Source organism: Gammaproteobacteria bacterium (genome assembly GCA_041395725.1).
Lineage (GTDB): Bacteria > Pseudomonadota > Gammaproteobacteria > Pseudomonadales > Pseudohongiellaceae > NORP240.
Genome location: JAWKZW010000001.1, coordinates 3,790,964 through 3,817,762 on the forward strand (window position 1 = coordinate 3,790,964; position 26,799 = coordinate 3,817,762).

The window sequence follows — 26,799 nt, forward strand, 5'->3', positions numbered from 1 at the left end:
TCTCTTTAACTCTACCGTTTGATTCACTGATGGGACGCGGTGGCTGATTTATTCACACCGGCCCCGTGGTTCTGTTAAGCCCTGCTCCTCTGTTCCTGGTCCGGATGTCGGTGGAAGGGCACACCTTTCATAAAAAGTTTAAGTGCCTGCCAATAGATGCCCGTGACCATGCTCAGAGTCTGTGCCGGCGTTGTAAGCAATACGCGCAGCAGGTTGCCTTGGTTTAAAGTGAGCCGTTTCAAAACTATGGTGGCATCAAACAGTGGGGCATCGGAATCCTGATCGGCCACTTCCAGGTGTACCATCGACTTGCTGCGGCCTTTGCCCGGGGGCCTGATTCGCCAGTTATAGCGCTGGTTCATGGGGTTGAAAGGCGACACGTGGAACTTCTTGTCATGGGGTTCCAGGTTGTCCAGATCGATGACGTAGTAATAACGCTGATTCCAGGGCGTGTTGCTGACTTCGGCAACCATGTAGCGGACCCGCTGTTGTTGCTCGAGAAAATAGAGGTTCAGTGGGCTGAAATAGAAGCCCAGATAGCGCAGATGGCCAAAAAAGTACACATCGCCGCTCAGTTCGGCAGCGCACTTGCCGGTTTCTGCCGCGATACGCGCTTTAACGGCATCTGCAACGGACAGATTGGCATCCCCAAGGTAGTCCTGGCGGCGGAATCGGGCCCAATGCCAGGGCCGGGTGCCGAGGAGGAACAGTCTCTCACTGAGCCGGCTCAGCTCGTCGAGCTTGATAAAAACCATAAAAAGAGGATAACGAAATTCATGCCCTGTCGGCCTGAAGCGGCGATGCCGCACGAAGCCTTTATACAGGCCGCTTTCCAGTGGCAGGTGGTTCGCCTGAGTGGTCACAGGGTTTCTCCAAATCGGGCGCAGACATCCAGCGCACTGCGGACACCGTCCTCGTGAAAACCGTTGTACCAGTAGGCACCGCAATAGTGAATCCGGTCCACGCCGCATATCTCGCTGCGTCGCTGCTGCGCCCTGGCCCCCGCCAGGGAATACACCGGATGGGCGTAGCGAAAGCGCTGGACTACTTTGTCCGGGGCAATCAGGTCGTTGGCATTCAAGCTGACCAACAAGGGTTTTTCATCATGAATTGAGCCGATTTCCTGCAGAATATTCATGCTGTAAGTGACGACCGGCAGGCGCTCAGCGTCCTGCTGTCCGGCAAGGAAATTCCAGCTGGCCCAGGCCTTTTTGCGCTTTGGCATCAGCGTGGTATCCCAGTGCAACGTAACGTCATTCTCCTGGTACAACAGGTTGGAAAGCACTGCGCGTTCCTGTGTACTCGGGTTGCTCAACAATGCCAGTGCCTGGTCGCTGTGGCAGGCAACTATAACCTGATCGAATTGCCGGGCTGACTCTGCCGTGACAAGTTCGACACAGTCATCGCGCCGGGAGATGGAAGTGACCGGTGTATTGAGCAGCAATGAGTCTTTGAACGGCGCAGTAAGCGGTTCGATGTAGCTGTTCGATCCACCCTTCAACACGTGCCATTGGGGGCGATTCTTAATGTCCAGCAGGCCGTGATTGAGGAAAAAGCGCAGAAAAAAGTCCAGCGGGAAATCACCGGCCTGAGTGACACTGCAGGACCAGATGGCCGCCACCATGGGCAGCAGGTAGTTGTCGCGCAGCAGGGGACTTAATTTCAATTCCCCCAGGAAGTCATTCAGGGTCTGCGAACCTGGATCGCCACTGGATGCCCGGGCTTTGGCAGCCTTGTTGAAGCGCAGAATATCCAGCACGAAGCGGATAAAGCGGGGTTTGAGCAGGTTGCTGCGCTGGGCGAACAACGTATCCAGGTTGTGGCCGTTATATTCGAGACCCAGTGCCGGGTTGAGAACGCTGAAGCTCATCTCAGTAGGTTGTGTCGACACCCCCAGGGATGAGAGCAGCTTCAGGAAATTCGGGTAGTTGCGGTCGTTACAGACGATGAACCCGGTGTCGACCTGGTAGGTCCTGAGCTTTCCGGCCTGTTCCAGTGTCACCGGCACGGTGTGTGTATGGCCACCCGCATAATCCGCCGCTTCAAAAACAGTTACGCGATTATTGCGGCTTAACAGGTGGGCTGCCGTCAATCCGGCGATGCCACTACCAACGATGGCAATGTTCTGCGAGGAGCCCTTCATCTATTTATTTACCGACAGTCAGTGGAACGGCGGTGCTCATCGGGCCATCCTGTTGCGAATGTAGTGGATCAACGTTCCAAGTAGAGGAATATTCTCATACACCATGTCGCCCAGATCGAAATAATCGCGGTGGTAGTATACCTTGCCGTCCCGGATCTTGAGATAGCTGGCGCCCTCGACCCGGATGACCTGGCCGCGCTTGATGCTGCGATGTTCAAGCATCATGGTCCAGCTGAAAAACATGCCCTCATGGTTGACTACGCTGCGGTGGAACTTGAATTTACAGCGGTCTACATCGCCCAGCATCTTCTGAAAGTAGCCGATCAGGGCATCGAGCCCCTGAATTCCGTGAATCGGGTCTTCAAAACAAACATCCGTGGCGTACACATCACGCAGTGCCTCGAGATGGTCTAAGCTGAAGTTCTCAAAGGTATGTTGTACCTTACGGGCCAGATTGCCGTTCTCGGGCTGATATGACACGGGTGTTTCGGTTAGCTGCATGAATAAATCCCCTTCGGACGTATGGGTTTAAGTACGGAGAGGGTGTTCGGCTGGATCACTGACACCTTATCAGGGCACCTCTGGTCAATGACCGTGACTCTGTGAGATCCCCAATCAGGGTTTTTTCGACTATTTTCACATTGAAAGTAATCCAGATGCGATGGATGCCCGTATCCAGCCCCATGCATCAATTGTCAGCCAGCTTCGATCGGTTTAGGATGAGCGCCACAGATCTCGTGCAGGAGCGTGTGCGGGTGGAAAAAAAGCATCAGCGCGTGCGAGTGGATAAAAAGGAAGAAGCAGTGGCAGCAATGGGGCAGGCGGGTGCGGATCGGAACGATGAAGATCTGCTGATAGCGGTGGGAAACTCCCAGGATCGCGCGGCCTTCAATGTGCTTTTTCATCGTTTTGGCAAAAAAATCTTTGCCCTGGGGATGAAAATAACCCGCAATGAGCAGCTGGCCAATGACCTGGTTCAGGAGGCCATGCTGATAATCTGGCAAAAAGCGCCTCTGTATGACCTTGACAAAGGTTCAGCCCAGACCTGGATTTTTACCCTTGTTCGTAATCGCTGTTTCGACATCCTGCGTAAGATGAAGCGACAGCCTGCCGGAATCAGTGCCGATGACATTTACGCGGAGACAGAGTACGAGCTTTCTGTTGATCCGGAGCAGGAACAGGCCAACGCCATTCAGGTTGATCAGATACAGCAGTACTTCAGCAAGCTGCCGGAATTACAGCAGCAGGTAATCGAATATGTATTTATGCGGGACCTGACTCACCAGGAGGCTGCCCAGCAGCTGGGTATTCCTCTGGGGACATTAAAGTCCCGTTTGCGGCTGGCGTTAAATAAACTAAGAGATTTTATCGGGGTTGAAGAATGATCAGGCAAACCAATCACCATCCTTCAGAAAACCTTCTGAAGGATTTCAGTGAAGGAAGGTTGTCCACTGGCATGAGTGTGGCGATTTCCGCACATCTGCACTACTGCGATAACTGTCGTAAAGCGTCCGAAAGCTATGAGCGGGAGCTGGCCAGTCAATGGTTGTCTTCAGAGCCCGCAGCTAATTCCCCCGAATTTCTGCCCTCCAGCGATATCCTGGACCAGATCACCAGGCAGCCGCAGGTGGTTTCAATCAGGCAGGCCGCAGGGGAGGTGAATAGCAGCGTGGAACTGCACATGCATGAGCGTAGCGTCAAACTGCCCCGGGTTCTGGCCAAGGTCGCTGGAGACGGCATCGTGTGGAAAAAGTTGGCGGGTGGTATCAATACGGCCAACCTGACACTCGATAGGGATGCCCAGTGCGATTTCATGTACATGAAACCTGGTAGCCAGGCGCCCAGGCACACCCATAGGGGGCTTGAGGTCACACTGGTTCTGGATGGAACGTTTGAAGATGAGCTGGGTGAGTATCAGCCCGGTGATTTTGTACTGCGTAAGAGCAGCCAGACACACACGCCAAGAAGCGATGAAGGGTGCTTGTGTTATTCGGTACTCGATGAACCTCTGCTGTTTACTTCGGGCTGGTCCAGGCTGTTAAATCCGTTTCAGAAGTTTCTTTTCAACCGGCAACTCCGCGACAACCTTTAGTCCGGTTGGTAGCCAGGCGGACACTGTACAAGAAACCGGGCCAGGGCCCGGTTTTTTATTGCCTGGGAACCGGCTTTACTTCTACCTGATGTCCTGAGAGCTTATGCCCCTGACCTGAGTCACCGGAATCATTTCGATATCCCGGAATTTGGAATTGATCGGATTGTCCAGTTCCAGGATAGTGCCGATGTTGGCGTAAGTATCCTTGACGAAAAGGTGATCGTTTTCGTCAAACTTGCGAGGGATACCGTAGTTGATAGCCTGTCGGAAGCCAGAGGGCACCTGGGTCAGCATGCTCTTGGTTACCCAGGTACTGCCGTCACGGGCGAAATCACTGATCCTGGATGCATAGTTGACTGTCTCTCCGAGTACAGTGAACTCGATATGCGCCCCGGCATGGTAGGTGCCGAACCATTCCTGTCCTTCGTGCAGACCAATGTTCAGCATTAATTCATTGAACCATCCCTTGCGAACCTGCCAGCGCTGAGTAATCCGTTTCATCATATCCTGCAACTCGATGGCACACTGCACCGCGTTGAGTACGTAGTTACAGTCCGGCTGGGGGAAGAAGTAGTACACCATGCCATCCCCAGCGTGTTTACCGTGGGTCCCGTAGTATTTCCTGAAAATCGGTTCACTTTCCTGCCAGATGTCATTGATCAGGTGGAAGTACTCTTCGGCTGGAAGCTCAGAACAGAGCCTCACCGAGTTCTGCAGGTCCGCCACCATCACCGCAACATGGCTCAGGTAAGGCTTGCGCTTGCGCAGCAGTTCCCTGATAACCTGATTACGCTGCGCCAGGAACTGAAGAAGGAAATCGTCATTCTTGGACACCTGGTTGTATGTGAACAGGATTCCTTCCCGGTAAAAAGACAGGTAGAGGTCACAGGGGACTTCGTTGTTGTTGCGATCCTTCAGGTAGGTACTGAAATGGACAATGGGCTGCTTTTCAATTGTCTGGGCACCTTCGTAAAGAGCCTCGATCAGCGAGAGCATTTCGCCCCCGAGGGGTGCGTAGATTTTTGTCAGGGCGGTTTTGCTGAGTCGTTTCTTGGCAGCGGCCAGATGAGGCCGGAGTATTTCCATTAACTCCTGGGTATCGTCGCCATCGAATGCTTCAACCAGCAGGCTCAGCAGGTTACGGGTCTGTAAATCACCGGCATTCGATAACCGTGGTCCGAAGACCGATTCTTCTGCATGACGGTTCCACCACATGAGCTCAAAGTTGTTATCGACCATGTAGGCGGGTCCAGGGAAGCTGTCGATCGTCAACTCCATGGACAGTCGATCTGATGTGGTCCGCCCATAGATAGGCTGCCTGGCCGGGCTGGGGGGTTCTGACTTGACCTGACCTCCTTCTTGAGGCTCTGAAAGTGGATAGCGCGCACCGGTCTTGCTTGAAAGTTGCTCTGCAATTTCGGCAATAGAGGCGCCGTCTTTCTTCATCGCCTGAACTTTCCTGACCCGTTCAAGTGCCTCGTTCGGAAAGTAACCGATCCTGGTGGCGCGTCCATCTCCATCCTCTGGCGTTTTGACTATCGGGCTTGGAAGAATACCCAGTGCAACGTAGTTGTTGAGCGTTGCGCGGGAGATCCCTGTCTGCTCCATTAGTTCTTTACTTGTAAGCATGGCCCTGACCTGGAAGTTGTTATTTTAGATGCGCAGTATAAGTAGACTGTGTAATTAAGTCAACCAACAATTAGACAATAGAGATATACAGTATAAATAAGCTGTATAAGTGCCGTTTTATGGGCCTTTCGGGCTCTCCCAGGGTTCTCATCTGGCGACTGCTTGTACAGCTCTAAAGGGTGGCTAAAATCTGTAGTGGATCACAAATCCGGTTAAAAATAGCCCGTTGATCCCATGCCTGATGGTGATCAGCGTACGCTGGAGTGCTTGGGCAGGTTAGCGGGGTAAGTTTCTTCAGTTCAGCCAGCGGGTTAGCAGGACAGGTCTGGTTGGCGTTTAACGGTTCGGAAATGCGAGCGCAATAACAGAAGAGGGGGTTCGACTGGCCCGGCACAACACAACACAACACAACACAACTCAAATGCACGAGGTGAAAGCTCGACAGAACATCGATGGCTGAGCTTGCAGTGGTGCTGTGGAGTCTGAGCTGGAACCGAGGAGGGCCTCCGAACAGGAGTTTCTGTCCTTGTCTGGCTGCGCAAGGGATTACATAACTGAAAATGAATCTCAGTTAGCGGCGCTTGTCGGGCAGACCCAGTGGGCCTGCCATCTGCTGTCAGCCGGGCAGAGCATTGCGCTGGTTAACCGGTGGTTCCTTATGGCGCTACGGGAGCTAATGCCTGTAAGTACCCGAATGCAATGGGCTTAAGGATAGAAGTGCCTTATGCCGCGCGATATTCGCCGGACGGGGTTGCAGAGGAGTGCCCGCGTGCACTCAACCTTTTGTCCGATCAGTAGCGTCAGCTTTTTCGAAGGCTCTACGGGCAGTGAACAGGGTAACCAGATACACAGCAGTGCCCATTGCCCAGGCCAGGATCTCGACTGCCCATAAGGCTCGTGGCTCCAGCCCGGTCAGCATGCCGACGAGTATCAGTGTCAGCCAGAGGCCAAGTAGTCCCAAAGGAGCCAGGGCCAGCGATTTCCAATACCCATTCCACAGGCGCACCGCGAAGTAGCAGAGATAGGCGACACTGGCCGCCACCGAGCATACCAGCAGCGCTATCACAACACTCCAGGTCGTCAGCGAGCCACCCTCAGCGGTTGCAACGGCTTCTGCTGCCCGCGCCGGGCTGCCAGGCAATAGCAGGCCTGGGATAAATAACGTCATTGTCAGGGGGCGTATGTCGTGTATCAGGTTGTGCAATTTTAAAATAGTCAATTAGGCTGTCCAATTATGTTTTTCCAACAGGATCAAGGCTGGCGCAGGTGTCTTTGTCTTTATTTTGTGCCAGGTGGATATGGTTAAGCATTTAACCAGCTCTGTGGGTGTGATGAAAGCATATCGGTAGTTATTCGCTTCAGCTTATCCAGCCCGGGGAATGGTTTGTCTTGTATCTGTCAAACACAATGATGTCAGGCGTATGCAGCCGGGATGACTGCCAGCAGGTATGGCGGCGGAAGAACAACTTGTGCATAACTTACAGCGAGGAAATAAAGCCTTAGCTAAAAAGGTTAAATAAAATATAGCAAGGTTAAAAAATGTAATAGACGGTAATAATATGAATTGCCTTTGCTTGCTCGGTTAAATATCCGGGTTGCAGCAGGAAAAGCCTGCTCTCGCGTTCGTTGTGTCTCTTAGCTTGTTTCCTGCTTGTGCTGGCCAACATATATCCGCTACCGGGGTGTCTGAAGGGCTTATTTGCACATAAAGCCTCAGCAGTATCGACTATGGGGGTTTTTGCTTATTGGGAATTGCCCCGGGAAGATTCTGGTTTGCGGGGGCATGCCTATTCAAATGGTTGCTCGACTTTATCGCAGTGACAAAGCCTCGGTCGATACCTGAGCTTGACGGTCAACGGGACGATGTTATCCACCGCGGTTCGAGTTATCCATTGAAACTACCTGGAAAAGGCTCTTCAGTTATAGCCCAAAGCCTCTGGCGCATAGACCAGAAGCTGGAGCTGTACAGAGCAGGTGTTCATTCAGCCAGTGGGATGACTGGAAATTTTGACAGGGTGCTTGTCAGGCCCGATTCCGGGCTGGCGCCACCAATAAGTAGCGCCTTTATTGCAGTGTGGTATCGGAAGCCGTGGGCTGACTGCAATACAGGTTACAGGACGCCGTGGTTGATTACGGATTTTCAATACACCAGGAGCACAGCCCGCCACAAACCGGTTCCCTATGAGCGGCGTACCTTTCTATCAGGCTTACGGTTTTGTAGGAAGCGTACAGACGCTTCGTATAGAGTTCGTGGGGCGGCCCGTGGGGCTGCGGCGAGTGGCAGTGGAGCTTGTCGAGCAATACCAGGGCTATGGCTATGGCCCTGAACTCATCCGCCGTTCAAAGCGATTTGTAATTGACCTCGGAATCAGCGGTGTCAAAGTTTCGGTGGGCAGCGATGACCGGGGTTTTCTCCTAAAGCCGGGTTAGCAATGGCGGCGCCATGATGAGGCCTCCCTGCACAGAATACTTTGAGTGTTTTCTTTCACGAGTTGACTCTGAGGGCATATCCGGAGGATGGTGTCCGACCAGGGCACGGAGTAAGGCTGTGTTGGTTTGTGCTGGGTGGGGAGCGGGCAAAGGCTTGTCAGTGTGGGGTGTGCTTTGACTATTGGGCCGATTTCTTATCCTGCCTGGCTTCCTGCCCGGAAAACCCCGGCAGAAAGCCTTTCGCAGGCAGGCGTTTATTCCATCAGGCTGAAACCGACTCCTGCACCCGGGCCCAGAGGAAGACCGAGTATGACCCAGGCTACGGTCATCAGTATGCCTGTCAGCAGCAGCCAGAGGGAGTAGGGGAGCATGGTGGCCGCCAGACTGCCTATGCCGAACTCCCGTTGCCAGCGCTGACAGAAGATCAGTATCAGAGGGAAATAGGGCATCAAGGGAGTGATGATGTTGGTCGCGCTGTCGCCGACCCGGTAAGCGGCCGTACTCATTTCGGGGCTGATGCCGATCAGCATCAACATAGGCACCAGCACGGGGCCGAGCAGGGCCCACTTGGCACTGGCAGAACCGACGAACAGGTTGATGATCCCGGTAAACAGAATAATCAGGGCCAGCAGTACCGACATGGGTAAGTTGGAGGCTTCCAGTGCCGAGGCCCCACTGATTGCAAAGATCAACCCCAGGTTGGACCAGTTGAACAGGGCAACAAAATGCGCGGCGGCAAAGGCCAGTACCAGGTAATAGCCCAGGTCGGCCATGGCTTCGCTCATCATGCGGACGATATCCCGGTGATCAGACACGGTGCCCGCCGCAGACCCATAGGCCCAACCGGCAGCCAGAAAGAGCAGGAAGAAACCCGCTACCAGTGATTGGTAGAGAGGGTTTAATCTCGATTCGGCGGCGGCCGATTCGTCGATCAGCGGGGTTCCGGGCCCCAGGCATAGAAATACCCAGAGCAGGCCGATTGCCAGGGCCGCCAGGCCTGCCCGTTTCAGCCCCGCCCGTTCGAGCGCTGACAAATCAACAGAGCCACTTTTAACGGTGCCGGCAGTACTGCTTTCAAACAAGTCATCACTGCCTGTCGCGACGGAGTCAGGTGGCAGCAGTCGCGGTTCGATAAGCCGATCTGTGACCAGCCAGATTACCGGTAAGAAGAATACCGTCATGGCAGCAATGAAATACCAGTTGCCGGCAATATTGGCCTCCCACCCTGCGTCTATGGTCTCTGCACTGGCTTCAGTGATGCCAAATAACAGAGCATCCAGAGGGCCCACCACGAGATTGGCAGAAAAACCCCCGGAAACGCCGGCGAAGGCCGCGGCAATGCCCGCTATAGGATGTCGGCCCGCAGCGGCAAAAACAACGCCGGCAAGGGGAATCAGCACGACATAGGCGGCATCGGTGGCGAGATTGCCAAGCATGGCGACCAGCGCCACGGTGGGGGTCAGGATAACAGCGGGAGCCTTGCTGACGGCAGCACTCATGGCAGTGGCAAACAGGCCGGAGCGCTCGGCCACACCGGCGCCCAGCATGACTACCAGAACAAATCCCAGGGGATAGAAGCCGGCAAAGGTGGCCGGCATCTCTACCAGAAGGCGCTGTATATTGGTCGCCGACAGTAGACTCTGGGCCTGGATGATGACGGCATTGCCGGCGCTGTCCACCTGGGTGGGATGGGCGGCAGAGACACCGGCCAGGGCTGCCACTACGCTGATCACCACTACGGCGAGAATACACCAGAGGAAAATAAACACCGGGTCTGGCAGCCGATTACCGGTTCGTTCGATCCAGGCCAGTATGCCTTTGCTGTCCGCCGCCTGGCGGGCGTTCTCGTGAGACATGATGCTTTCCTTCTCAGACGGGTCGTAATTGATGTGTCCGGTCTGATATTACACAAGGAGCAGTAGTGATACGAGAAACCTGTTTGCTTCTGTCTACGTCGGCTGATTTTATCCGCGACCTGGGCCGACAGAGGCAGTTGTATTGTCAATCGCCAGAGTCGATGACGTGGATCTTCAGTGAGGGCTCTTTCCAATGCTGAAAGCCTAAAGGGAGCGCTGTAGTTCAGAAAGGTGGTCTGATCAGGTCGGAGCAGCCTTTTCGCCAGTTCATGATCGAATTCGAGCCCCAGGAAGTACTCCCACTGAATCCGGTCAACGCTGCATCGCGGCAGTTCCAGTCTGTCAGCCAGACCCCGTGCCAGGGTGCTTTTTCCGCCACCCATCGGTCCAAGGATCAGGATGGAGTCATTCAGCAGAAGTATTGACCAGTGATGCGATGAGTATCGCCTTCAGGGACGCAGTTCCCCGTAGAAGGCCCGCACGTCGTCGATCAGCAACTGGGGTTCTTCCATGGCGGCGAAATGACCACCGCGGGGCATAACAGTCCAGCGCACGATGTTGTAACTGCTTTCCGCCCAGCTCCTGGGTGTGGCTGTTATTTCAGCGGGGAAAATGGCGCCTCCGGTAGGAACGGAAATATAACCTATGGGGCCGCCGATGCGAGGAGCGTTGCGGTTTTCGTAATAAATGCGCATGGAGGAGGTAATGGTTTCCGTAAACCAGTAAATGGAAACATTGGTCAATAATTCATCCATGGTGAATTTGTCGTACAGGTTGCCCTGGTAGTCCTGGGGTATGTCGCTCCAGCCGTGGAATTTTTCCACGATCCAGGCAGCCAGGCCAGCTGGCGAATCGTTGAGGCCGTAACCCAGGGTCTGGGGCTTGGTGCCCTGGATTTGCTGATAGCCCCTTTCATTGCTCATGTAAGCTTCGCGAATCTCACGCTTCTGGAGCTCTTCGGGCGTGGCACTCGTCGGGTCAGCGACATTGCCGGTCAGAACAAAATTGGAATGCAGGCCGATCAGGCGTTCGGGATAATTTGCGGCATGGTAGCGATTAATGATGGCGCCCCAGTCACCACCTTGCAGCCCGTAGCGGTCGTATCCCAGTCTTTCCATCAGTGCGGCCAGCAGGTGGGCTATTTTTTCCGGGCTGTAGCCGGGGTCGGCCGGCCTGTCTGAAAAACCGAACCCGGGCAGGGATGGGGCGATGACATGGAAAGCATCGCTGGCCTGGCCGCCAAAACGGGTTGGGTCGGTCAGCGGGCCGATGATCTTGTGAAATTCCGCTATCGAGCCGGGCCAGCCGTGGACCACCAGCAAGGGGATCGCCTCGGGGTGCGGCGAGCGCTGATGGATGAAATGAATATCCAGGTCGTCAATGGTGGTCTGGTATTGATCAAAGCTGTTAAGGAGTTGTTCCTGGGCGCGCCAGTCAAACCCGTTCTGCCAATAGGCCAACAGCTCGGTCAAAAACTCCCGGTCGGTGCCGTATTCCCAGGTTGTGTTGTCAATCTGGTCGGGCAGTCGAGTCAGCGCCAGGCGCTGATTGAGATCGTCGATCGCCCGGTCCGGTATCGCTATTCTGAATTCCCTGATACTGGTGTCTGTCATGGTGCTGGCTGTTCCGTTGCTGGAGTCATTACTTGATTGGGCATAGCCTGATCCCACTGGTAGCAGGGAGAGAGCCAGTATCGTTAAAAGTCTTGCCATCGTGATGTACTCCTGTTCTGTTTTTTTTAAGTCAGTCGGTGGGCCAGTCTTCCAGGGTCGCCCGCAGGATACCCAGCGCTCGATCGATTTCGTCACGATTGACGTTCAAGGGTGGAAGCAAGCGGACACTGTTTCGTCCAGCCTTGACGGTGAGCATTCTGCGTCGGGTGAGTTCGTTGATAAATTCTCCATTCTTGATCCGGCATTTAATCCCGATCATCAATCCCGCACCGGTAATCTCTTCCAACTTGTCCGGATGATCCCTCACCAGCTGGCGTAACTGCTCGTGAAGAAACCCGGCATTGTGGTTCAGCTCTGCCATGAATCCCGGTCGGGTTACTTCGTCCAGGACGGCGTTTCCGACGGCGCCGGCCAGCGGATTGCCGCCGAAGGTACTGCCGTGGGTGCCGGCGACCATGACCGAGGCTGCCGCTTCCGTTGCCAGGCAGGCACCCATGGGAAAACCGCCACCCAGCCCTTTTGCGGAGGCAAGGATGTCGGGTACCACACCGGTTTGCTGATAGGCATAGAGTGTTCCGGAGCGGCCCAGCCCGCATTGCACTTCATCGAACATCAGCAGCAGGCCATGTTGATCGCACAGTTCACGCAGGTGGGCAAGGTAGTCCTGCGGAACCGGTCGAATGCCACCTTCCCCCTGAATGGGTTCGATGACGATGCCGGCAGTTGTGTCGTTGATGGCGGCAGCGATGGCGTCCGGGTTTCCGAACGGAACCTGGTCGAAGCCGGCATCTCCCACCAGGAATCCTTCAATGTGGAGCGGGTTTGCGGCGGCTGCTACAGGAGCCAGGGTCCGGCCATGAAAAGCCTCGCTAACGGCAATGATGCGTTTGCGCTGCGCGCGCCCATTGTCATGGTGATAGCGTCGCATGATTTTGAAGCCGGCTTCCACGGCTTCGGTGCCGGAATTACAGAAGAATACCCGATCAGCAAAAGTCAGATCGACGAGCCGCCGGGCCAGTTTTTCGGTCTGGGTTATACGATACAGGTTTGACGTGTGCCAGAGTTTGCCTGCCTGCTCAGACAAGGCTTTGACCAGCGCCGGGTGGCAGTGACCCAGGCAATTGACGGCGATTCCCATGGCGAAATCCAGGTATTCTTCGCCGTCCGGTGTATAAAGGAAACAGCCCTTACCGTGATCAAATTCCAGCTCCGGGTTGCCGTAATTGTTCATTAATGCAGATTTCATGGTTTGCTCGGTTGAACTGCCGCAGGGCGGCGCTGTGACGGGATGCAAGTGGCGGCATAATGCCCCATAACCGTGTATCATTCAACGCATGCTATTCAGTCGATTTACCAAATCAGAATCACTGCCGGACCGTGAAACCGCCATGCCGGACCGGCAGCAGGTCGTTCAGGTCAATCCCCGGCATTTTGTGACCGGTAATCCAATTGTGGCGCCGATTCCGGAGCAACTGATACAGGCTGTTTTCGGCCTGGGTTGTTTCTGGGGGGCAGAACGCAGGTTCTGGCAATTACCCGGTGTTTTCAGCACCGCGGTGGGTTATGCCGGCGGCATTACCGCTAATCCGACTTACGAAGATGTATGCAGCGGGGCAACGGGCCATACCGAGGTGGTATTGGTCTACTACGATCCGGCGTTAATCACCTACGCGCAGCTGTTGCAGGTTTTCTGGGAATCCCATGACCCGACCCAGGGGATGCGTCAGGGAAATGATCGGGGCACCCAGTACCGCTCCGCTATTTATCCGGTCGACGAGCAGCAGGAGCAGCTGGCGAAAACGAGTCTGGCGCGCTATCAGCAGGATCTGGGGCAAGCTGGCTATGGGCCTGTTACCACGGAGATTAAACCCCTGGAACATTTTTATTACGCTGAGGATTACCACCAGCAATACCTGGCCAAGAATCCGGCCGGCTATTGCGGTCTTGGGGGCACCGGTGTGTGCCTGTCTTCCGATAAGCCCGCCGATCAGCAGTCGTAATCGGTTATGTTCCGAAGTGCAGAAGCTGCCTGCGGTGTCGGGATCTGGCCGGCTTTACAGTAAAGTCCAGCCAGGCACTGGTTATTCCCAGGCCAGTTACGGTTGTTTCGCACAGGGCTCCTTCACTGGCCAACCACATGCCCCTGTCAGTCAAAGCCGAAAAATTCCCTGATCTGAGTCTCCTTCTCCATAGCATCCTCCAGCCCCAGCTGCATGAGAGCATTGCAGTAGCCAGGCTCGAACAGCAGCAGGCTCAGTATGGCACCTCCACTGGCTTCCTTTATAAACAGACGCAGTGGTCGCGGGAGTTCGTCAAAATATTCAGTGGCTAATTCACTGAGATCCCGGCTGGGCGAAATTTCCAGCAGATCCACAATCTGATGCCGGATATTGTATTTCAACAGTTTCCTCTGCGGCACGTGCGGCAGTACATCGTTCATGTGACGCAGAAATTCCAGGTCGTTCTCCAATGTGTCCACGAAGGCGCTGTTCAGAATATGGCCCACAATCTGGGAGAGAGAGGGGTGCATCTCCGTCCCGCTGCCCGTTGCTGGAGTTCGCGTGCCACTGACACCTATGGCGAAAATTTTGCGTGCGCCGAGGTGCAGGGCCGTGCTGGTCGGGGCGAGCTGCCGTATGGCGCCATCACCATAATATTCGTCGTCAAGGCGCAAGGCCGGGAAAATAGTCGGTATCGCCGCCGATGCCATCAGGTGGGGAAGTGTCAGCTGGCTTCTGACGCCGCGGCGGTGCGGGCCGCGCCAATCTTCGATCTCCTTGACCCCCTGGTAGAAAGCTACCGACTCACCACTTGAGTAACTCGACGCAGTAACGGCAACGGCATCCAGCAAGCCGGCCTGGATATGGCGATTGATCCGCTCAAACTTGATCACCTGCCGGAGTAACTGTTCCAGTGGCGAATTGTTTAACAGGGAAACCGGGGCCTCGGAGGGTCGGTTGGTGACCATGGCCAACAGCCAGTTGGAGGCACTTCCCATTATTCCGCTGGAGTCCAGCCGATAGATCTTTTCACTGCTGATGTTCTTCCAGACATACTCCAGTGTCCGGACTCCGGTCCGTAAGCGATGAGCATGAGTTGCCAGGGCGACACCGTTCAGAGCCCCGGCGGAGGTGCCGGAAATAACATGGAAAGGGTTGCGGGTTCCGCCTGGCAGGATGTTCGCTATGGCGCGCAATACCCCGATCTGATAGGCAGCGCGTGCGCCTCCGCCAGAGAGAATCAGACCAATTTTATCGGGACGTTGCTGCTTCATCAGTACAGGGTGTCTGGGCGTATAAAAGTTGTAGTCCGGTCAGGCGTTGCGTCCGAGGCAACCCACCTGGCGGTATACCCCCTCCTGCATTCGAATCGCGCAGAAATTATAGCGTCCGTCCGACCCATTGCTTGACGGCTATTGCGCAGACAACTTACGCAGACGCATAATGCAGTTTCTCTCCGGCAATAACAACCGTCAGGTGCGGGCTGAAATCGCACGGAATGTATCTTAAATATATTTGATAACTCTCTGTATTTAATTGATTTATTGATAATCCTCCTTGGCATTGGGAAACCTGGTAAACATGCAGCCCAGCAGTGTTGAAAAACTGGTCATCGCGATCTCCTCCCGGGCGTTGTTTAACCTGGCAGACAGCCACAGGGTGTTTGAAGAGCAAGGCCTGGCCGCTTTTCAGCATTACCAGATTGAACGCGAGGATCAGCCGCTGGATCCGGGGGATGCCTTTGATTTGGTAAAAAAATTATTACATCTCAATGTGTTGCTGGATAAATCTCGTGTAGAAGTTATCCTTTTGTCGCGCAATAGTGCCGATACGGGGCTGCGGGTCTTCAACTCGATTCAGCACTATGGGCTGAATATCACCCGGGCCGCGTTCTGTGGTGGTGACAGTCCGTATCGCTACATCGGCCCGTTCGGCAGTCACCTGTTTCTGTCTACCGACGGTGCTGACGTGCGCCAGGCACTGGAGCTCGGCGTGGCTGCGGCGACTATCCTGCCGTCGCAGCGGTCCACGGCTGACGAGGAGATTTTGAAAATCGCCTTTGATGGCGATGCCGTGCTGTTTTCAGATGAGGCTGAGCGGGTCTATAAAACCGCTGGCCTGGAAGCCTTCACTGCGAGTGAGAAGAGTGCCGCCAACGAGCCGCTCAGCGGAGGGCCTTTCAAACCTTTTCTGGCGGCCCTGCAGCAGATTCAGACTGAATTCCCGACCGGGGAAGCGCCGATACGAACCTGCCTGGTCACAGCGCGTTCAGCGCCGGCACATGAGCGGGTGGTAAAGACTCTGCGGGCCTGGAATATCCGTATCGATGAGTCATTGTTTCTGGGCGGGCTGGACAAGGGCGAGTTTCTGAAGGCCTTTCACGCTGACGTGTTCTTCGATGACCAGCAGGGGCATTGTGAATCCGCACGCGGCCACGTGGCCACCGGCCATGTCCCCCATGGCATAGCAAATGATTAATAATCAAAGAGTTGCTGATGCCAGCTAATCCCCATTAGTCGAATTGTCGGACAGATCAGAAGAGCGCAACAGCCAACGTCTGCCTGGCCTGATGGGATGCCATTGCTGTCAACGTACTAAAATTTAATTTGTTAATAAAATCAATGAGATAAATAACTTTTTTAACCAGGTATTGAATCCTGCAGGCGCTCCTCGAACAAACGCTGCAAGGCAGCCTGCTGTGGTTAACTTTCCCCCTCCGTGAGTGGGCACTAACAGGGTTATATTATTTTAATTATCAATTAGATAATGAAGTTAATTGATGCTGGAATATAGGGTCAGTGCTGAGGGTTGAAGTGCTGATCCAGCCGCTTCGGCCCACATTGTGTGTGGAGACTTATCACCGCAGAGTGTAATTGAGGCCCGGCAGCATCAGCAGGGCGCCCAGCAGGCTCTGCAGCACCCGTTCCGGGACATTGCTGCTGACATGGGTTCCCAGATGAATCGCCGGCAACGAGCCTGCCAGAAGGCTCAGCAGCAGGGGGGATATCCACGTAACCGCTGGCCAGGTAGCCGAGTCCCGCTATCAGAGGAAGGGGAACGGCGTGGGCCACATCCGCGGCGATCACCTTGACAGTCGGCATGCTGGCATAAATGACCAGCAGAATCGCCGAGCCGAAGGCACCGGCTCCCACCGATGACACTGTAATGCAGATCCCCGGCAGGACGCCCATCAGCAGGGTACTGGCGGCGCTGTGACGCTGGATAAATCCGGCTCTGGAGCAGTCCCCTGGCTGGCTGTTTTAAATCTTAGTTTATTCAATAATAACAAGTGGATAGAAGATATTATTAACATTGTACCGAGGCTTCGCATGCGGCGTTTTGCAAACCCATCACACACCAGGAAACGACTGTTGCCCAGTGCGTTGTGCAACAGTAGCGAAACCGGCAGGCTGCCTGCAGCCAGCAGGCCGACCATGCGCCAGTCGACATTGCCGCGGCGATGGTGGGAGAAGGCGCTTCCTGCCTTCGTCAGCGACGCGTAGAGCCAATGGCTGCCGGGGGGAGGTAATTGAACAGGTGGGGCAGGGGCGTCGTCAGAGAGCCGCCACCGACGCCTGTCAACCCAATAGCAAAGCCCGCGCCGGCACTCCCAAGGACATAGAACAGAAATTCATTCATGGCCTGATGCGGTTCCGGGGGTCTTTTGCCTCAGAGGCTCTGGTTATCGGGGCAGGAACTCTACCTTACCGGCATTATTCTAAATAAGAATATAATGCCGTATTGTTATGCAGTTAAAGAATAGTCAGGGAGCAGGCAGGCATGAAGTTACAGCAATTGCGTTATGCGGTCGAAGTCGCCAGGAGTAACCTTAACATCACTCAGGCGGCACAAAGCCTTTACACCTCCCAGCCGGGTATCAGCAAACAGATACGTCAGCTGGAGGATGAACTCGGAGTGGAGCTGTTCGCGCGCAGCGGCAAGCACCTCAGAAGTATCACACCGGCTGGCGAGGCAGTGCTGGGTGTTGCAGAAGAAGTGCTTAAAAAACTGAAAGATATCCGATCTATCGCAGGTGAGTTCTCGGATAGCGGGCGGGGCAGTCTGGCGGTCGCCACTACCCACACCCAGTGCCGTTATGTGCTGCCGCCGGTAGTTCGGCAGTTCATTGACAAGTACCCCGGAGTGGCGCTTCACCTCCATCAGGGTACGCCCATGCAGATTTCCCGTCTTGCGGCCGACGGGACAGTGGATTTCGCCATTGCCACCGAGGCCCTGGAGCTTTTCAAAGACCTGTTGATGATGCCGTGCTACCAGTGGAACCGGGCGATCCTGGTGCCCCGCGGGCACGAGCTGGCAGGCAGGGCCGGTGAGAGCCTGAAACTTGAGGACATCGCCAGGTTTCCTCTTGTCACTTACACCTTTGGGTTTACCGGCCGCTCCAAGCTCGATGAGGCGTTTTCCGCCCGCAACCTGACCCCGCGGGTAGTGTTCACCGCCTCTGACGCCGACGTCATCAAGACCTACGTCCGGCTCGGGCTTGGGATCGGCATCGTCGCCAGGATGGCCTGGGAGGCGAACTCCGACAGCGATCTTGTGGCGCTGGATGCAGGGCACTTGTTCGAGCCCAGCATTACCAGCATCGGTTTCCGGCGGGACGCCTTCATGCGGGGTTACATGTATGAGTTTATCCAGATGTTTGCGCCGCACCTGACAGGGGAACTGGTAAGAGAGGCTTTGAAATGCCGTTCTGCGGCGGAACTGGAGGAGCTGTTCTCAGAAGTGACCTTGCCGCGACTCTGAGTCCCTGACTCTGAGTCCCTGGTGCCGCACGCCCGCCAGATCTCAGCAGAGCCTGGGGAAGGGCTTTCAGCGGTGCGTCAGGTTGTCCCGGTGCAGCCCGCACTCTTTGGCAGTCGCTTCTTCCCACCACCAGCGACCCTCCCGCTCATGTTGCCCTGGCGATGTGGCGCGGGTGCAGGGTTCGCAGCCGATGCTGATAAAACCCTTGTCGTGCAGCGGGTTGTAGGGGATTTCCAGAAGCCTTATGGTGTCCCGCACCTGGCTCAGGGTCCAGTTGGCCAGGGGGTTTACCTTGAGGAACTCGCCGTCTTTGCCGCGGAAGTTGGGGTCCTTCTGGTAGACGGGCACCTGGGCCCGGGTCGGGCTCTGGTCGCGACGCTGTCCGGTTATCCAGCAATCCAGCGTTACCAGCTTGCGGCGCAGCGGGTTGATTTTGCGGATTTCGCAACACTCCTGGTGGCCGTCCTCGTAAAAGCTGAACAGGCCTTTTTCCCTGACCAGCTTCTCCAGCGGTTCCCGATCAGGGGTCAGGACTTCAAGGTTCAGTCGGTAGTGGTTGCGGACTTCCTCGATGAATCGATAGGTCTGTGGATGCAGGCGTCCGGTGTCCAGAGTGAAGACAGGAATGTCAGGGTTGATCTTTACCGCCATTGCGATCAGGACGACATCCTCAGCACCGCTGAATGCTATCGCTGTGGCAGGTCGTAGCGCCAGGCACTGGACCAGGATTTCCCGGGGGGAGAGGTCTCCGGCCTGCTTGTTGAGCACGTCTGGCTGGATTGTTTCTGCCATGGGGGTTCGCTTGCTTCAAGGCCGATGCCTGGCCGTAACGGCGGGCAGCGGACGAAAAACGCCACATTCTCGGGTATTTGTTGTGGCAGGTAAGGTGATGGGGCGGCCGGGCTGTGGCTGGCGATGTTCCACGTGAAAAAACTTCAACAAAATTAGTAAGTTAGACAGTATAATCGGGGCGAAAACACTAAATATTGAGCTTTGCCTTGTCACACCGACCACATCTAGTAAAACTTTAATTTTATTTGGACAGTCAGAAGCAGTTTTTAATGTGGGTTCGTTCTGCTAAATTGGCGCTTTTTCACCACTTGGTTCGGAGAGTGTCACAGTGGAAATTGCATGTCTTGATCTTGAAGGGGTTCTGGTACCGGAAATCTGGATTGGTTTTGCCGAAAAAACCGGAATCGATGAACTCCGTGCAACGACGCGGGATATTCCGGACTACGATGTGCTGATGAAACAGCGCCTTGGTATACTCGAGATGCATCAACTGGGGCTGGACGATATCCGTCAGGTTATAGCCTCCATGTCGCCGATGCCTGGCGCGAGGGAGTTCCTGGACTGGCTGCGCGAACGCTTCCAGGTGGTCATCCTCTCGGATACCTTCTATGAGTTTTCGTTGCCGCTGATGGCCCAGCTCGGCTACCCGACCCTGTTCTGTCATCGGCTCGAAGCGGATGAGCGTGGCCGGATTGTCGATTACAACATCCGCTTGAAGGACCACAAGCGTCAATCGGTGATGGCCTTTCATCAATTGAACTACCGGGTCATCGCCGCCGGCGATTCCTACAACGACACCTCCATGCTGGGCGAAGCCGATGTCGGCATTCTGTTCAAGGCTCCCGACAATGTAATCGAGGAGTTTCCCCAATTCCCCGCTGTTTTTGAGTACGACGACCTGAAAGCTGAGTTCATCAAGGCCAGCAATCGCAAGCTCGCGGACTGAGTTGTCACAGCAATCGCGCCGACTTGCATCGATTGGTTAGAGCGTTTCTAAGTTATGCTCTGTAACGTGCTGATAAGAGAGCGAATCTTATCGAAACATTCGGCATATTCCTGGTCGCACCGGGAGTCCGAAACGATGCCTCCGCCCGCCCAGCAAAAGATGTCCTGCTGCTGACACAGCAATGAGCGGATGGTCAGGTTACTGTCCATGCGCCCGTCGAAGTCCTGGTAGAAAACGCTCCCGCAGTAAACTTCACGCCGATGGGGCTCCAGCTCCTCGATGACCTCCATGGCTCGCCACTTCGGAGCTCCGGTTATCGATCCCCCCGGGAAACATTGTTCCAGCAGCTGCAGTGGGTCAACACCTTTCCGCAGCTGGCCTCTGATCGTGCTGACCAGGTGAAAGACATTGTCGAACTCCTGCAGTTCGAAGAGGTTCTGTACCCGGATGGAGCCGTAATCACAGACCTTGCCCAGATCATTGCGCAGCAGGTCCACGATCATCAGATTTTCCGCCCGGTCTTTCTCGCTGGCCATCAATTCCCGTGCCAGTCGCTGATCCTCTTCCCGATCCTTGCCTCGGGGCCGGGTGCCTTTAATTGGCTGAGTCAGCGCCTGCCCATCAACCACCTGGAGAAAGCGTTCAGGGGACAGGCTCAGCAGCGCCTTGTCATCCCAGCGCAGAAAGGCGGAGAAAGGCTTGCCCGTAGCCTGGCGCAGCCTCTGGTAGGCCGCGAAAGGGCTGCCGGTGTAGCGGCTGGAAAAGCGCTGGGTCAGGTTTACCTGGTAGCAGTCGCCAGCTTTGATGTAGCCCTTGATGCGAGCAAAAGCCTGCCGGTAGTGGGATTCGGGCATGTCGTTGGCAAAAGTCTGCTGCAGTGCGAAATGCTGCGCTGGTGGAATGCTACCGGCCAGGGCAGCCAGTACTGCCTCACGGGTCTGTGGCGGGCAGTTGGCATGAAACCACACACTGCTCCGCCTGGCCTGGTGGTCTACACACAGCGACCAGAGGTAGAGCCCGAGAAACCCCTGTTCAACCCGCCACTCGCCAGGCGCCTGTATCCCGGGGTAGCCGAGAAAGCCCATTAACCCGCCACGGAAAGGCATAGCCTCGGCTAACGGATCTGTCTGTCCGTGTTGTTGGGGTGTATAGCATGTCAGCAGATGACGGGCGGCCTGAAACAGGTCCTGGTCTATACCTTCCGGCAGGGATTCCGAGCAGACCAGTCGGCCGCAATCCATCGTCAGAGTGGCGGCCGGCAGGGCTGACACAATATCGAAGCGGCCACCGCGAGGATTGTGGTTGCAGCTGTCGAGAAATACCACGCCATGAAGATCCTGCAATTTCGCCACCAGGGTTGAGCTGTCGGTCGTATAGGGGATTTCAATCAACGGTTTGCTAGCGGACATCGCCATCCTGGAAGTCGTTCTCTTCGCTGATCAGAAGACTTCCCTGATTGATCAGTTGAGTGAGCAGGCCGGCAGTTGCAGGCAGTTCGGGTAGCCATTGACCGACAGCAAGGGGTTGGGTCCAGGGGGTACCGCACAGTGCCCTTGCAAGGGGAAGCAAGGCGAGCGCACAGGGAACCAGCTGGCCATCGGCAAACAGCTTTACCTGCTGGTGGACCGGATCCAACGAATAGGCCAGGCGGGAAGCGGGGTTTACATACAGGGCGACCGGGGAGTTTCGGTTAACCAGAAGCCTGAAAATCTCAGCCTCGTCGTACTCGAGATCTGGCGGAATGACGCGTTCCGGATATTTCGGGAGCGTCACATAGCGGCCAAAGGAGTCGGTAAACAGGGATTTGTTGTGCACCAGTGCGGCCACCGTTTCGAAAGCCTGATCGATGGCGCGGTCCTGAATCTGGCCGAACTCGTCCTGCTTATGCAATGCTGGATCTTGAAAGCGCTGGTCTTCAGTGAGAGTTTCCGCCAGCGTATCCGAAAAATCCAGCAGCAATTCGGCGTGGGAAGGGGCGCGGAAGCCTATCGAGTAACACAGGCTTTCGCCCACCGATACACCATGATGCGCGACGCGGGGAGGCAGGTAAAGAATGTCACCTGGCCCAAGCAGGTACTCCGCCGTGACATCGAAGTTATTGACCAGCGACAGTTCCGTGTCATCCCGCAATCGTGTGCCGGCTTCGCAGTGCTGCCCCAGTTGCCAGCGCCGCGAACCGCGACCCTGGATGAGAAACACATCGTACTGGTCGAAATGAGGACCAACTCCGCCACCGTCGCAGGCATAGCTCACCATTACATCGTCGATTCGCCAGGCTGGCAGGAAATCAAAGTAGCGCTTCAACGCCTCGACTCCCTCATGCACCTGGTCCACCGCCTGGACCAGCAGAGTCCAGTTGGTTTCGCCCAGGCCAGCAAATCTGTCTGTGGCAAAAGGGCCGTGGCTAAGCTGCCAGGAGTCTGCCTGTGTGCGGGTTACCAGGCGCGCCTCCATGTCGCTGTCGCAGGCCAACCCCGCCAGTTCATCGGCGTCTATGGGGTCGACAAAACCCTGCTGCGGATTTTTGATAAGCAAGGGTCTGCGCTGCCAGTATTCGAGCAGGAATATTTCGGGATCAAACCCTTGCAGAAGCATGTCCTTTTCGCCTGTGCTGTTCGCGATCTCGTCGGCCCCGGGCTGCCTGGGGCTGTTATCATTGATAAGACTGCAGATCCCGGGCCTGCTGGCTGGCATTCCCAATGTAGGACGCCGGTGTCAGCTCTTTGAGCTGCTGCCTGGCGGCTGCGGGTATCGCGAGAGAATCGATAAAACCATGAAGGGTTTCACGGGTAATCGCCTGGCCGCGGGTCAGCTCCTTGAGCTTTTCATAGGGTTGTTCCACCCCGTAGCGTCGCATCACCGTCTGAATCGGCTCAGCGAGAACCTCCCAACTGGCATCAAGGTCACGCAGGATAATCTCGCTGTTAAGCTCCAGCTTTCCGAGCCCTTTCTGCAAGGAGCGGAAACCAATCAGGCTGAGGGCCAGACCGGTGCCCATGTTGCGAAGCACCGTGGAGTCTGTCAGGTCCCGTTGCCAGCGGGAAATCGGCAACTTTTCTGCCAGGTGCTGCAGTATGGCGTTAGCGATGCCGAGATTTCCTTCGGAATTTTCAAAATCAATCGGATTGACTTTGTGGGGCATGGTGGATGAACCAACTTCCCCGGCAACGGTTTTCTGTTTGAAATAACCGAGAGAGATATAGCCCCAGGTATCCCGATTCAGATCAATCAGCACAGTGTTGAATCGGCACAGTGAAGCAAACAGCTCGGCGATATAGTCATGGGGTTCGATCTGAGTGGTGTAGGGGTTAAAGCTTAATCCCAGTGACTCGATGAATTCTCTTGCCTGGGTCGCCCAGTCGACTTCCGGGTACGCGGACAGGTGGGCGTTGTAGTTTCCTACTGCACCGTTGATCTTGCCCAGTATCTCGGTTCGCCTGAAGGAGGACAACTGGCGCTTCAGCCGGTAGGCCACATTGGCGATCTCCTTGCCAACGGTGGTGGGTGATGCGGTCTGGCCGTGAGTACGCGACAGCATGGGCTGGTCGGCATACTGCCGGGCCATGTCGGCGAGTTTTTCAATCACCGCCTCCATTACCGGGATCAGGACCTTTTCCCGGCAATGTTTGAGCATCAAGGCGTAAGCGAGATTGTTAATGTCCTCCGACGTGCAGGCAAAATGGACAAATTCCAGCTGGGTCTGAAGGTCCTGCTGATCGCCGATTTTTTCCTTGATAAAGTATTCCACCGCCTTCACGTCGTGATTGGTAGTGGCTTCTATCGTTTTGACACGCTGCGCGTCATCGAGACTGAAGTGGGTTACCAGATCATCCAGAAAAGCTCTGCCGGCTTGGCTCAGACGGCCTGTCTCGGGCAGTTCGGGGTTGGTCGCCAATTGTTGTAACCAGCGTATCTCAACTTCGACGCGGTATTTTATCAGGGCGAACTCTGAGAAATAGGGGGCCAGTTCGTTACATTTGTTCCGGTAACGGCCATCGATTGCGGTGATGGCGGTCAGTTCCGTAAGGGGCAGTGGGGTCATGCTTTAATCCTGAATGCTGTTTAACAGATTTCTGCGTATATCGCCGACAGTCTGATCGATTTTTTTCCGGTACAGCACCAGGTGCCAGCGTCTGCCGCCGATCTGATACCAGAACACCGCCCACCGGATTCCGGCCAGCAGCAGTGTTCTTACCCGGTTGGCGACCTTTTCATTACGCAGAAATTCAAGATCGCCTGTCACGTTGATACGAAACGGGTAGGTGCTTATCGTCTCCTGGTAGACGCCGGCGACCTGTTCGAAGAAGCGTTGTTGAGCACCTTCGTCATCCGCTTCGTCAAAGCTGGCCAGCGGAGTAATCTGCCGCAAGCGTGACTGCAGTTTTTCCTGCATGGCGCGATCCGACATGAGTTTCTGGCGCAGTGCCAGAATGCCCAGCAGGTAACGGATAACTTCCGGGTTACGCTGTTCCTTGTCGCTGCTGAAAATTTCCTGCAGGGACCTGAGCCCGGGGCTCAGCCGACTGGGGTTGGGGAACATGTCTTCTACCGAAGCAGGGCTGAAGTTAAACAGCGGATCCACACAGACCGCAACGGCGGCCGGGTCGGCGGAGCCTCGGACCGCGAGATTATTAACCAGGGTTGCCGACTGAGCGATGGCTGCCAGGGCAAGGTTCTGATATTCCCATTTGTTGAATTGCATCATGATTTCCGTCAGGCCAGACGTTGTTCGATTATAGCGCCACCCAGGCAGGTCTCCTCGGCATAGAATACTACGTATTGCCCGGGGGTGACCGCTCTCTGTGGCTTGTCAAAGCTTACCATTACACGATCCCCATCGGTTGCCTCGACCCTGCAGAGTTGATCGGATTGCCGATAGCGAATCTTGGCAGTACAGGGTAGTGGCAGAGTATGTCCGGACTGGCTTATCCAGCGCGGTGCCGAAGCGAGCAGGCGGCTGGCGAATAACAGCGGGTTGTCGTTGCCCTGGGCAACCAGCAAAACATTGTCCTCGAGGTTCTTGTCTACCACGTACCAGGGCGCCTCCACATGGTCTTTCAGGCCACCGATTCCGAGGCCCTGGCGCTGGCCAATAGTATGGTACATCAACCCTGCGTGGCGGCCGATTTCCTCGCCGTCCACGGTCATAATCGGGCCCGGCTGGGCAGGCAGGTAGCGGGACAGAAAGTCGCTGAATTTGCGTTCGCCGATAAAACAGATGCCGGTACTGTCTTTCTTGTCATGGGTGACGAAACCCTGTTGCCGGGCAATATCCCGGACCTCGTCTTTCAACAGTTCGCCAATCGGAAACAGCGACCGTGCCAGGCAGGCTTCACTGACTTCGCAGAGGAAATAACTCTGGTCTTTGCCGGGGTCCAGTCCCTTGAGCAGGGTGGTGACTCCTGCGGTACGTAAGACGCGCGCATAGTGCCCGGTAGCGATGAGGTCGGCACCGAGTTCGAGGGCGTATTCGAGGAATGCCTTGAATTTGATTTCGCGGTTGCAGAGTACATCGGGGTTGGGGGTGCGACCGGCCCGATACTCCACCAGGAAGTGTTCAAAAACGTTATCCCAGTATTCAGCCGCAAAGTTTGCCGTATGCAGCACAATGCCCAGCTTCTGGCACACGGCCTCGGCATCGGCCAGGTCTGCTTTTGCCGTGCAGTACTCGGTGTCGTCGTCTTCGTCCCAGTTCTTCATGAACAGGCCTTCCACCTGGTACCCCTGCTGCAGGAGCAGGTAAGCGGCAACCGAGGAATCAACGCCACCGGACATGCCGACGATAACCCTGGTACTGGCTGGATTTGTGGCGCTGGTCATGATCAGAAAACTCTCAGGTAGTCCACTAGAGGCTGGTGATCACTGAGAGCGGATAGGCGATGCCCTCTAGATAATCTTCCAGCACGCGCAGTACCACCGGGCTGCGCAACCGGTCTTCCATCCGGCGTATTTCTTCAATAGTCAGCCAGTGTGCCCGAATGATATCAGTATCCAGTTGCCTCTCTTCAATCAGCCTGACGGGGCTGGCGATAAAACAGCTGCGGATATAGCTGGTCTCATTGGCACTGGACACATAGTGATAGAGCCCGAGAAAATGCCTGAGTTCGACTTCCCAGCCGGTTTCTTCCAGTGTTTCCCGACGGGCCGCCTCCAGCAAAGTCTCGCCGGGCTCCAGATGTCCCGCAGGCTGGTTGAATACCACTTCGCCATCGGCGTGCTCCTCCACCATGAGAAAGCGATTGTTTTTTTCCACCACCGTGGCAACTGTCTTATGGGCGAACCATTCCATGGGTATTCCAGATCTGCGCTACCCGCGACTCTGCCGGTTTGACCACGAGTAGAGCGTGGGTATAAACGGGCGTAATCCTATCGTAATTCTGGCCAAATTACCGCAACTGCGCAGCGGATACTGCCTCGGAAATGGAGCCCTTGCCGGCGCTTCCGCCCGGGCACACGTGCCCACCAGTGCTTCAGGTC

Annotated in this window: 24 protein-coding genes; 7 read left to right on the top strand and 17 right to left on the bottom strand. The window is 55.5% G+C overall.

Going from position 1 to position 26,799, the window contains the following annotated elements:
• Nucleotides 1–74: 74 nt before the first annotated feature.
• From R3F50_16730 to R3F50_16740, 3 genes are read right to left on the bottom strand one after another with little or no spacing between them, the layout of a single operon-like run.
• Nucleotides 75–863 (bottom strand): DUF1365 domain-containing protein, encoded by a 789-nt coding sequence (locus R3F50_16730; protein MEZ5491935.1) that lies wholly within the window; start codon nucleotides 861–863, stop codon nucleotides 75–77.
• Nucleotides 860–2,143 carry an FAD-dependent oxidoreductase gene (locus tag R3F50_16735; protein MEZ5491936.1) on the bottom strand — a complete coding sequence of 428 codons (1,284 nt, stop codon included), beginning with the start codon at nucleotides 2,141–2,143 and terminating at the stop codon, nucleotides 860–862. Before R3F50_16735 ends, R3F50_16730 begins: the two co-directional genes overlap by 4 nt.
• Before the next feature lie 36 nt (nucleotides 2,144–2,179).
• The gene (locus tag R3F50_16740) at nucleotides 2,180–2,644 is read right to left on the bottom strand and encodes a nuclear transport factor 2 family protein (protein ID MEZ5491937.1); all 465 of its coding nucleotides are present in this window, start codon (nucleotides 2,642–2,644) and stop codon (nucleotides 2,180–2,182) included.
• 254 nt (nucleotides 2,645–2,898) lie between these two features.
• Between R3F50_16740 and R3F50_16745 the strand changes: the two genes are divergently transcribed.
• Both R3F50_16745 and R3F50_16750 read left to right on the top strand, forming a co-directional pair.
• Complete coding sequence (locus R3F50_16745; protein ID MEZ5491938.1) at nucleotides 2,899–3,528, top strand: sigma-70 family RNA polymerase sigma factor; 630 nt, start codon at nucleotides 2,899–2,901, stop codon at nucleotides 3,526–3,528.
• Nucleotides 3,525–4,235 (top strand): ChrR family anti-sigma-E factor, encoded by a 711-nt coding sequence (locus R3F50_16750; protein MEZ5491939.1) that lies wholly within the window; start codon nucleotides 3,525–3,527, stop codon nucleotides 4,233–4,235. The genes R3F50_16745 and R3F50_16750 overlap by 4 nt, the downstream gene beginning before the upstream one ends.
• Before the next feature lie 81 nt (nucleotides 4,236–4,316).
• Here R3F50_16750 and R3F50_16755 read toward each other — a convergent pair whose 3' ends face one another.
• Nucleotides 4,317–5,864 (bottom strand): adenylate/guanylate cyclase domain-containing protein, encoded by a 1,548-nt coding sequence (locus R3F50_16755; protein MEZ5491940.1) that lies wholly within the window; start codon nucleotides 5,862–5,864, stop codon nucleotides 4,317–4,319.
• 775 nt (nucleotides 5,865–6,639) lie between these two features.
• Nucleotides 6,640–7,083 (bottom strand): hypothetical protein, encoded by a 444-nt coding sequence (locus tag R3F50_16760; protein MEZ5491941.1) that lies wholly within the window; start codon nucleotides 7,081–7,083, stop codon nucleotides 6,640–6,642.
• A gap of 962 nt (nucleotides 7,084–8,045) precedes the next feature.
• Here R3F50_16760 and R3F50_16765 point away from each other — a divergent pair.
• Nucleotides 8,046–8,294: a hypothetical protein gene (locus R3F50_16765; GenBank protein ID MEZ5491942.1), complete on the top strand. Its 249-nt coding sequence runs from the start codon at nucleotides 8,046–8,048 to the stop codon at nucleotides 8,292–8,294.
• Nucleotides 8,295–8,548: 254 nt separating this feature from the next.
• Here the strand turns inward: R3F50_16765 and R3F50_16770 are convergent, their stop codons facing one another.
• From R3F50_16770 to R3F50_16780, 3 genes are all read right to left on the bottom strand, one after another.
• The gene (locus tag R3F50_16770; protein ID MEZ5491943.1) at nucleotides 8,549–10,150 is read right to left on the bottom strand and encodes an AbgT family transporter; all 1,602 of its coding nucleotides are present in this window, start codon (nucleotides 10,148–10,150) and stop codon (nucleotides 8,549–8,551) included.
• Nucleotides 10,151–10,599: 449 nt separating this feature from the next.
• Nucleotides 10,600–11,862 carry an epoxide hydrolase gene (locus R3F50_16775; GenBank protein ID MEZ5491944.1) on the bottom strand — a complete coding sequence of 421 codons (1,263 nt, stop codon included), beginning with the start codon at nucleotides 11,860–11,862 and terminating at the stop codon, nucleotides 10,600–10,602.
• A gap of 31 nt (nucleotides 11,863–11,893) precedes the next feature.
• Nucleotides 11,894–13,069 (bottom strand): aspartate aminotransferase family protein, encoded by a 1,176-nt coding sequence (locus tag R3F50_16780; GenBank protein MEZ5491945.1) that lies wholly within the window; start codon nucleotides 13,067–13,069, stop codon nucleotides 11,894–11,896.
• Nucleotides 13,070–13,157: 88 nt separating this feature from the next.
• On the opposite strand from R3F50_16780, the gene msrA reads away from it, so the two are divergent.
• The gene (gene msrA, locus R3F50_16785) at nucleotides 13,158–13,823 is read left to right on the top strand and encodes a peptide-methionine (S)-S-oxide reductase MsrA (GenBank protein ID MEZ5491946.1); all 666 of its coding nucleotides are present in this window, start codon (nucleotides 13,158–13,160) and stop codon (nucleotides 13,821–13,823) included.
• Nucleotides 13,824–13,969: 146 nt separating this feature from the next.
• Here the strand turns inward: msrA and R3F50_16790 are convergent, their stop codons facing one another.
• A complete protein-coding gene (locus R3F50_16790) occupies nucleotides 13,970–15,097 on the bottom strand; it encodes a patatin-like phospholipase family protein (GenBank protein ID MEZ5491947.1) in 1,128 nt (375 codons plus the stop codon).
• A 307-nt stretch (nucleotides 15,098–15,404) separates the two neighbouring features.
• Between R3F50_16790 and R3F50_16795 the strand changes: the two genes are divergently transcribed.
• Nucleotides 15,405–16,301 carry a 5'-nucleotidase gene (locus R3F50_16795; GenBank protein ID MEZ5491948.1) on the top strand — a complete coding sequence of 299 codons (897 nt, stop codon included), beginning with the start codon at nucleotides 15,405–15,407 and terminating at the stop codon, nucleotides 16,299–16,301.
• A gap of 1,011 nt (nucleotides 16,302–17,312) precedes the next feature.
• On the opposite strand, the gene R3F50_16800 is transcribed toward R3F50_16795, so the two are convergent.
• A complete protein-coding gene (locus tag R3F50_16800; protein MEZ5491949.1) occupies nucleotides 17,313–17,462 on the bottom strand; it encodes a hypothetical protein in 150 nt (49 codons plus the stop codon).
• Between the two features lie 141 nt (nucleotides 17,463–17,603).
• Between R3F50_16800 and cysB the strand changes: the two genes are divergently transcribed.
• Nucleotides 17,604–18,584: an HTH-type transcriptional regulator CysB gene (gene cysB / locus R3F50_16805; GenBank protein MEZ5491950.1), complete on the top strand. Its 981-nt coding sequence runs from the start codon at nucleotides 17,604–17,606 to the stop codon at nucleotides 18,582–18,584.
• 66 nt (nucleotides 18,585–18,650) lie between these two features.
• On the opposite strand, the gene R3F50_16810 is transcribed toward cysB, so the two are convergent.
• Nucleotides 18,651–19,376, bottom strand: a complete 726-nt coding sequence (locus R3F50_16810) for a phosphoadenylyl-sulfate reductase (protein ID MEZ5491951.1) — start codon at nucleotides 19,374–19,376, stop codon at nucleotides 18,651–18,653.
• Nucleotides 19,377–19,704: 328 nt separating this feature from the next.
• Between R3F50_16810 and thrH the strand changes: the two genes are divergently transcribed.
• Nucleotides 19,705–20,322, top strand: a complete 618-nt coding sequence (thrH, locus tag R3F50_16815; protein ID MEZ5491952.1) for a bifunctional phosphoserine phosphatase/homoserine phosphotransferase ThrH — start codon at nucleotides 19,705–19,707, stop codon at nucleotides 20,320–20,322.
• Between the two features lie 47 nt (nucleotides 20,323–20,369).
• On the opposite strand, the gene pabB is transcribed toward thrH, so the two are convergent.
• The 6 genes from pabB to R3F50_16845 are packed head-to-tail and all read right to left on the bottom strand — an operon-like array spanning nucleotide 20,370 to nucleotide 26,611.
• Nucleotides 20,370–21,731, bottom strand: a complete 1,362-nt coding sequence (pabB, locus tag R3F50_16820) for an aminodeoxychorismate synthase component I (protein ID MEZ5491953.1) — start codon at nucleotides 21,729–21,731, stop codon at nucleotides 20,370–20,372.
• Nucleotides 21,721–22,917 carry a cupin domain-containing protein gene (locus R3F50_16825; protein MEZ5491954.1) on the bottom strand — a complete coding sequence of 399 codons (1,197 nt, stop codon included), beginning with the start codon at nucleotides 22,915–22,917 and terminating at the stop codon, nucleotides 21,721–21,723. Before R3F50_16825 ends, pabB begins: the two co-directional genes overlap by 11 nt.
• 58 nt (nucleotides 22,918–22,975) lie before the next feature.
• The gene (purB, locus tag R3F50_16830; GenBank protein ID MEZ5491955.1) at nucleotides 22,976–24,355 is read right to left on the bottom strand and encodes an adenylosuccinate lyase; all 1,380 of its coding nucleotides are present in this window, start codon (nucleotides 24,353–24,355) and stop codon (nucleotides 22,976–22,978) included.
• Between the two features lie 12 nt (nucleotides 24,356–24,367).
• Nucleotides 24,368–25,024, bottom strand: a complete 657-nt coding sequence (gene hflD / locus R3F50_16835) for a high frequency lysogenization protein HflD (protein ID MEZ5491956.1) — start codon at nucleotides 25,022–25,024, stop codon at nucleotides 24,368–24,370.
• 11 nt (nucleotides 25,025–25,035) lie between these two features.
• Nucleotides 25,036–26,142 carry a tRNA 2-thiouridine(34) synthase MnmA gene (gene mnmA / locus R3F50_16840; protein ID MEZ5491957.1) on the bottom strand — a complete coding sequence of 369 codons (1,107 nt, stop codon included), beginning with the start codon at nucleotides 26,140–26,142 and terminating at the stop codon, nucleotides 25,036–25,038.
• A gap of 25 nt (nucleotides 26,143–26,167) precedes the next feature.
• Nucleotides 26,168–26,611, bottom strand: a complete 444-nt coding sequence (locus R3F50_16845) for an NUDIX hydrolase (protein ID MEZ5491958.1) — start codon at nucleotides 26,609–26,611, stop codon at nucleotides 26,168–26,170.
• Nucleotides 26,612–26,799 lie beyond the last annotated feature (188 nt).